This is a genomic window from Nitrosomonas sp. (assembly GCF_019752095.1).
Lineage (GTDB): Bacteria > Pseudomonadota > Gammaproteobacteria > Burkholderiales > Nitrosomonadaceae > Nitrosomonas.
The window spans coordinates 1-6,481 of record NZ_JAIEMO010000022.1 but is presented as its reverse complement, the minus strand read 5'-3'; the positions used below and the strand labels follow the sequence as shown (position 1 = coordinate 6,481).

Annotated in this window: 7 protein-coding genes and 1 tRNA gene; 3 read left to right on the top strand and 5 right to left on the bottom strand. The window is 44.0% G+C overall.

The genetic code is table 11. From position 1 onward, the window contains the following. On the bottom strand, positions 1–346 hold a 346-nt coding region (locus K2Q13_RS07350; protein ID WP_292920411.1), incomplete at its 3' end, for a transposase. A gap of 232 nt (positions 347–578) precedes the next feature. After that, complete coding sequence (locus tag K2Q13_RS07345; RefSeq protein WP_292920410.1) at positions 579–1,232, bottom strand: TlpA family protein disulfide reductase; 654 nt, start codon at positions 1,230–1,232, stop codon at positions 579–581. A 102-nt stretch (positions 1,233–1,334) separates the two neighbouring features. Between K2Q13_RS07345 and K2Q13_RS07340 the strand changes: the two genes are divergently transcribed. Both K2Q13_RS07340 and K2Q13_RS07335 read left to right on the top strand, forming a co-directional pair. After that, a complete protein-coding gene (locus K2Q13_RS07340) occupies positions 1,335–1,790 on the top strand; it encodes an EVE domain-containing protein (RefSeq protein WP_292920409.1) in 456 nt (151 codons plus the stop codon). Positions 1,791–1,821: 31 nt separating this feature from the next. Next, positions 1,822–2,619 carry a sulfite exporter TauE/SafE family protein gene (locus K2Q13_RS07335; protein ID WP_292920408.1) on the top strand — a complete coding sequence of 266 codons (798 nt, stop codon included), beginning with the start codon at positions 1,822–1,824 and terminating at the stop codon, positions 2,617–2,619. Between the two features lie 102 nt (positions 2,620–2,721). Here K2Q13_RS07335 and ppa read toward each other — a convergent pair whose 3' ends face one another. The 3 genes from ppa to K2Q13_RS07320 all read right to left on the bottom strand — a co-directional run bounded on the left by ppa (position 2,722) and on the right by K2Q13_RS07320 (position 4,944). Beyond that, positions 2,722–3,255: an inorganic diphosphatase gene (ppa, locus tag K2Q13_RS07330; protein ID WP_292920407.1), complete on the bottom strand. Its 534-nt coding sequence runs from the start codon at positions 3,253–3,255 to the stop codon at positions 2,722–2,724. A gap of 666 nt (positions 3,256–3,921) precedes the next feature. Beyond that, positions 3,922–3,995 (bottom strand) — tRNA-Met (locus K2Q13_RS07325). An 82-nt stretch (positions 3,996–4,077) separates the two neighbouring features. Continuing rightward, the gene (locus K2Q13_RS07320) at positions 4,078–4,944 is read right to left on the bottom strand and encodes a PA4780 family RIO1-like protein kinase (RefSeq protein ID WP_292920406.1); all 867 of its coding nucleotides are present in this window, start codon (positions 4,942–4,944) and stop codon (positions 4,078–4,080) included. A 296-nt stretch (positions 4,945–5,240) separates the two neighbouring features. On the opposite strand from K2Q13_RS07320, the gene K2Q13_RS07315 reads away from it, so the two are divergent. Further along, the gene (locus tag K2Q13_RS07315; protein ID WP_292920405.1) at positions 5,241–6,389 is read left to right on the top strand and encodes an HD domain-containing phosphohydrolase; all 1,149 of its coding nucleotides are present in this window, start codon (positions 5,241–5,243) and stop codon (positions 6,387–6,389) included. The last annotated feature ends 92 nt before the right edge of the window (positions 6,390–6,481 follow it).

The following is a 6,481-nucleotide window of genomic DNA, read 5'->3' as shown; positions in this document are numbered from 1 at the left end:
TAGCTCGATAGCGGTAGCAGTTTTCACTGATACCATAGGTCTTACAGGCCAAACGGATACGGATCTTTCTTTGCTTAACTGCCTGATTGATCATATCGCGCCGCTGCTGGGGCACTACCATTTTTTCAAGCGCCTCTTGACGTAACTCGGATTTTATTCGCTCTTCGACATACATCTTTTTTAATCGACGGTTCTCATCTTCCAGCTCCTTAAACCGGGCCATGAGTGATGCATCCATGCCGCCGTATTTGCTGTGCCATTTGTAAAACGTCGCGCTACTCATACCGTGTTCATGGCATAGATCAGGTGCCGATACGCCTGCCTCAGCCTGTTTGAGAATCGCCATGATCTAGTTATCACTAAATCTCGATTTCTTCATTGCAGAACCTCCTGTTTATACATTACAAGAAAATTCCACTTTCGATCTCAGTTATTTTTCGGGGGGATTACCCCCAAGCATCTGATAATAGAAATAAGTATTTTTTTACTGATCCTATCGACCAGAAATATTAAAAGATCCTTTTTATATTTCACGATCGCACTCTTCAAAAATCAACAATAGACAAAATCTGGAACAATTATTTTTCTTTAATGCAGTGCTCCACCATTGCTTGCTTATAATCAACCTGGCCAAACGAAACATCTTTTAATTGACCCTTGCGGTCGAACAAAATACACGAGGGCGTACCTTGCAGCGCAAAGCGCTCGAAAGTTTCAGCTTTCATCGATTTCTGCTCCAAATACTGCCTCACTTGCTGCAGCACCGATCTTTTCTGTTCATCGCCAAGACTTTCAAAATCAGGAAGAAATTCAGCAGCATAGCTCAGCACTCGCTTATCAGTCACAGGTCGATTTTCCGCTACAACGCGATCCATACCCACTGCAAAAGGAATTCTCCATGGCAACTTACCTTCTGATAAGATACCATATTGATTCAGAGCCTTGAGTGTTTCACCGATCACTTCTCCGGTTGTAATCAATTTCTGCAAGTTCTCGAACGTATTTTTGTCATAATCCTCAAATGCCGTCGCCAAACCGATCACAACCAATCCGTGTTGATGATAGCGTGCATGCAGATCGATAGCTCTAGGCAATGAATAAATAAAACATCCGGGGCAATTTACCTGAAAAACCTCAATCAGCACCACTGAGCCAACTAAATTATTTAATACTATCGGTCCTCCCTGCATCCAAGCAGCAACCGAAATATCAGAAAGTGAGTGATTAATCATAGCTAAAATAGTTAAAATGAATAAATTGAACTTTTGGCATATTACAGAAGCCAGACGTTGCCAGGCAGTATTTATGAAAAAAACAATTAGAATCCACCAAAAATGCGTTACTGGTTAATGAAATCAGAGCCTTATGAATTTAGTATTGACGATTTTGCCGCATTACCCAAACAGACTATAGCGTGGGAAGGTGTACGCAATTATCAGTCACGCAACTTTATGCGCAATCAGATGAATATCGGCGATCAAGTCTTTTTCTACCATTCCTGCTGCAAGGATCCCGGCATCATGGGAATCGCAACTGTCAGCAAACCCGCCTATCCAGATGCCACGCAATTCAATCCCGATAGCAAATATTTTGATCCTAAGGCATCGCTAAACAACCCACGCTGGTTTAATGTTGAACTTACTCTAGTGCAAAGAACTCGTCTAATCCCGATCAAGGAACTTAGGCATTATGCGAAACTATATCGAATGCGAGTGCTGCAAACTGGCAATCGTTTGTCGATCACTCCGATTGACCCAGCAGAATGGCAATTCATCCTGAGCATACTATGATTGCATTTGATACTTCTAATCGAGGCCCAACATGGACTGGTGGCTAATTTACCTTCTGACCGGCGCATTTGTGGGATTCTTTGCTGGTTTACTCGGTATCGGTGGTGGACTTATTATTGTGCCCGTGTTAGTAACTATGTTCACTGTTCAAGACTTTCCCGCTGACCGTATCATCCATATGGCGCTCGGCACCACAATGGCTACCATCATCTTCACATCAATTGCCAGCTTACGTACACACCATCAGCATGGTGCAGTGGATTGGCAGATCGTAAAAAATATCACGCCCGGGATTTTCCTCGGTACGCTCGGCGGTGCCACCCTAGCAGGATCAATGACGGGTCAGTTATTAAGCATCATTTTCGTCATTTTCATCTTTTATGCTGCTACACAAATGTTGCTACAATTTCTCCCCAGCCCGATGTTTCAATTACCTGGGAGAATCGGCCTATTGCTCGCTGGTACGGTTATCGGCACACTTTCCAGCTTGGTTGCAATTGGCGGCGGGTTATTATCAGTGCCATTTCTTACTTTATGCAAAATTAAACTTCAACGCGCCATCGGCACCGCAGCCGCTATTGGCTTTCCCATTGCGCTGGCTGGCACCATCGGCTATGTCGCAAATGGATTGATGCAGTCAGAGACACTTCCTAACGACAGTTTAGGTTATATCTATTTACCCGCATTAATCTGGCTGGTATCTGCCAGCATGTTGACGGCGCCACTCGGCGCGAGACTCACTCATTCGACCAAGACCGCCATTCTAAGAACAATTTTTGTTGTATTGCTTTATGGTTTGGGTATTAGAATGCTAATCAGCCTAATTTAAACGCTAAATGAAGCAAATTTACATTCCGCTTTATCGAATTAATTGTCTCAACTGTAAGATCCCGTCTCTTTCTATCATTGCCCTACTCCAAAAAGCTGCCGTTTAATCCGCAACTTTCGCCATCTCAATTGCTCGCATCACCATGTCACGCGCTTCGGCCGCGTCGCCCCAGCGACCTACACGTACCCACTTTTCAGGTTCAAGATCTTTATAATGCGTAAAAAAATGTTCTATCTGCTGAAACACGATGTCAGGCAGATCAGCTCGCTCACGCACATGGGCGTAATAAGGAAAAGTCTTGGTATCTGGCACGCAAATAAGCTTCTCGTCGCCACCATGTTCGTCTTCAAGATGAAGCAGCGCAATCGGCCGCGCACGCACCACGCATCCGGCAAGGAACGGAGAACGGGCAATAACAAGGGCATCGAATGGATCACCATCATCACATAAAGTATGCGGAATAAAACCATAATTAGCCGGATACCGCATTGGCGTATGTAAAATGCGGTCTACGAATAACGCTCCGGATGGTTTATCAAATTCATATTTAACAGGTTCACCACCAGTTGGAACTTCAATGATGACATTGACATTGTTGGGCACATTGGCACCTACAGGGATTGCTCTAATATCCATGAAACATGCCTTTCTCGCTTTATTCTGGGATTAGGTAGAAACAAAAATACCAACTAAGTTTTTACTTTTGAATTTAGTGTACTGAAGGCTGGAACGACTGTCAAACTTAGCCTCCGCCCTTTACAAGAATAAAATTAGGATTAATGAAATGAATCTCCACTACCACAAACGACACTAAAGCATCTAAACAGTGGATTCTCCATGTAAACTCTCTACAAGTCTCCTACAATAGGATATGCGATGCTTGATGTGGTCCGGCAATCCCTCCGAGCGCTATTCGTTCGAGTAAAAAGCTCCAAACTGCCGATTCGCACTCTTAGGTATATTCTATTGGGGCTTACTAAGTTTTCGGTTTGACATTCTATTCAGTATATATAACGAGCAAAGCTCAACGGCGGTAGGTTAGCGGAGTCCACTGGAACGCTGGGGTAGGCTGAATTGTTGCGAAACGTACGGCGCCATATGCTAACACGCTATTAATTACGCCTTATCAAATCGCTTTGACGAAATAGAGTCGGCAGGATAATTCTTGTTCAGACGAAAACGCTTCAACGAGTTTTCCATCTGAGAAGAATACGATGATTGCTGGAGAATACTCTAAACCTCGTAAATCAGCACTGTCCATGAATCTAAATAATCCTTTGGATTCATGGCAGGAAAAGCGGGTTGCGGGGGCAGGATTTGAACCTACGACCTTCGGGTTATGAGCCCGACGAGCTGCCAGACTGCTCCACCCCGCGTCAGGAACAAAATTATAACACAAGCAATCACACAGCGGTCAATCAACATCTTCACTCTATAGTGATATCGGTGAACAAATACTCAATACTGTGAAGAATGGTTATTCCATTTTGTTTGTTTATGGCGCTGCCAGGCAACTTCTTTTCTGAGTACTGAGTCGATGATCTGGAGAACATTACCAACATTTACCGGTTTTTCCTGCTGTTTAACATTTCCGGTTAAACGCGCCTGCGGCAACTGACCGCGTTGATAGTAAGACCATATCTCAGCAGCATAATCTGAATGCGCCAATTCCGGAGCAAATCGGCTGAAATAAGCTGTCATATTATCGATATCGCGTTTTATCATGACGCGCGCTTGATGATTCCTCGTAGCACTCACAGCTTGCGGCAGATCAATAATTACAGGCCCTTCTCCATCAACCAGCACATTGTAGGGTGAAAGATCTCCATGAACAATTCCGATACATAGCATTTGCACAATCTGGTCGATCAAAATTTTGTGATAGGTACGTGCCTGCTTGGGCGCAAGTATTAATTCACTCAATCGAGGTGCCACATTTCCTTCAGAATCCGTGATCAACTCCATAAGCAGGACACCGGCAAAAAGATTATAGAATTTTGGCACGCGAATACCGACCGTCGCAAGTCGACATAACATCTCAACTTCAGTGCTTTGCCATGCTTCTTCACGCGCGCTGCGACCATAATGGCTACCTTTCTCCATCGCCCGTGCACGCCGACTACTTTTAATTTTACGCCCCTCTGTGTAACTAGAGCACTGATGAAAATCACGCTTATTACTATCTTTGTAAACTTTAGCGCAACGGGCATGGCCTCCACTACTGACCATATAAATCATCGCTTCCTTGCCGCTCATGAGCTGACAAATTACGCTGTCGATCAAACCTTCTTCAATCAGTGGCTCGAGTCTTTTAGGTATTTTCATGGGGCATTATGCAAGCGCATCAAGGTATTCCTATACGCTTCTCATCCTCCTGTGTTATTGACAAAAATAATACTTATAAACCTCTCGTGATATCCGTTAACTATTCCAATCCGAATTAACCACGTTATGCGAATTGTAGAAAGATTGATTGGTTTTTGGAATGTGACAAATTGTCGCATTCATGACAAATCGTCTAAAATGATGTGAAAATTTATTGCTTTGTCCCAATATAATCACAATCATTATTGCCGCAATAGCTTAGACCTCGAGACCCTTCACCTGATGAAAGGAATGTTATGCAATCGGAAGAAGATCTGTTTACACACCAAGACACGCTGGCCAATTTACATGAAAATTTGCCACTGACAGAAAAGTTACGCTTTCTGCATCAAGTCATCCGCCAGGATTTTCTCTTCATTGATCGGTTGGCCATTGCTTTGTACGATGAAAAAACCGAGATGCTCAAAACCTATACGCATAGCACTGAAGGTAACGAAAGCCCGGTAACTACCTACGAGGCACCACTGAGCGCAGCGCCGTCTTTATTGACTATTATCGAACATCGCCGCCCGCGTTTAGTGCAGGATCTCGATATTTTCTCTCACGGCACGCATGAGCACACCAAACGAGTAGCCGCCAAAGGGTATAAATCCAGCTACACGATGCCACTCTATCAAAGTGGTGTTTTCGTAGGATTTCTTTTTTTTAACTCGCTGCAGGAGCACCCATTTACCCCGCAGACACTGCGCCAGATTGATATTTACGGTCATTTAATCGCTTTGATGGTCATTAGTGAATTGACTGCTATTCGCACTTTATTGGCTGCAGTTCGTGCGGCCCGAAGCATGACGCATTATCGTGATCTTGAAACGGGCTCGCATATCGACCGAACAGCCCATTATGCGCGATTGATTGCACGTAAACTCGCATCCAGTTATGGAATAACCGATGAACAGATCGAACATATATTTCTGTTTTCACCCATGCATGATGTTGGCAAGATTGGAATTCCGGATAATATTCTGCGCAAGCCCAGCAAATTAGATGCAGCAGAGTTCGATATTATGAAAACGCATCCGGTAAAAGGCCGTGAAATTATCGATTCCGTACTGGATGATTTTGGCCTGGGCGCATTTGGCCACACTAACATCCTGCGGAACATCGCTGAATACCACCATGAAGCAGTAGATGGCAGTGGTTATCCTGATGGCTTGAAGGGCGAAGAAATTCCGATAGAGGCACGCATCAGCGCCGTTGCGGACGTGTTTGATGCATTGACCTCGCGCCGTTCGTATAAAGCGCCATGGAGTAATGAAGAAGCTTTTGCGGTATTGGGGCAAATGTCCAATTCCAAATTAGATCGTGATTGCGTCGAAGCGTTGATTAATAACGCCGACAAAGTTTTGGAAATCCAGCAACGCTTCCGCGATAATGATCTGATCTAATACTAAAAAGAACTTAAGAGACCTTTGCAAAATTCAACGAATTTTCAGATTCGTTACAATTTCTGATTTTTTTGTGAATATTGGGGTATTTT

Excerpts from the sequence above, each read along its gene's own strand:
- K2Q13_RS07320 (WP_292920406.1), bottom strand. The coding sequence starts at position 4,944 with ATGAAAATACCTAAAAGACTCGAGCCACTGATTGAAGAAGGTTTGATC.
- K2Q13_RS07340 (WP_292920409.1), top strand. The coding sequence starts at position 1,335 with ATGCGTTACTGGTTAATGAAATCAGAGCCTTATGAATTTAGTATTGAC.
- K2Q13_RS07335 (WP_292920408.1), top strand. The coding sequence starts at position 1,822 with ATGGACTGGTGGCTAATTTACCTTCTGACCGGCGCATTTGTGGGATTC.
- K2Q13_RS07315 (WP_292920405.1), top strand. The coding sequence starts at position 5,241 with ATGCAATCGGAAGAAGATCTGTTTACACACCAAGACACGCTGGCCAAT.
- K2Q13_RS07345 (WP_292920410.1), bottom strand. The coding sequence starts at position 1,232 with ATGATTAATCACTCACTTTCTGATATTTCGGTTGCTGCTTGGATGCAG.
- ppa (WP_292920407.1), bottom strand. The coding sequence starts at position 3,255 with ATGGATATTAGAGCAATCCCTGTAGGTGCCAATGTGCCCAACAATGTC.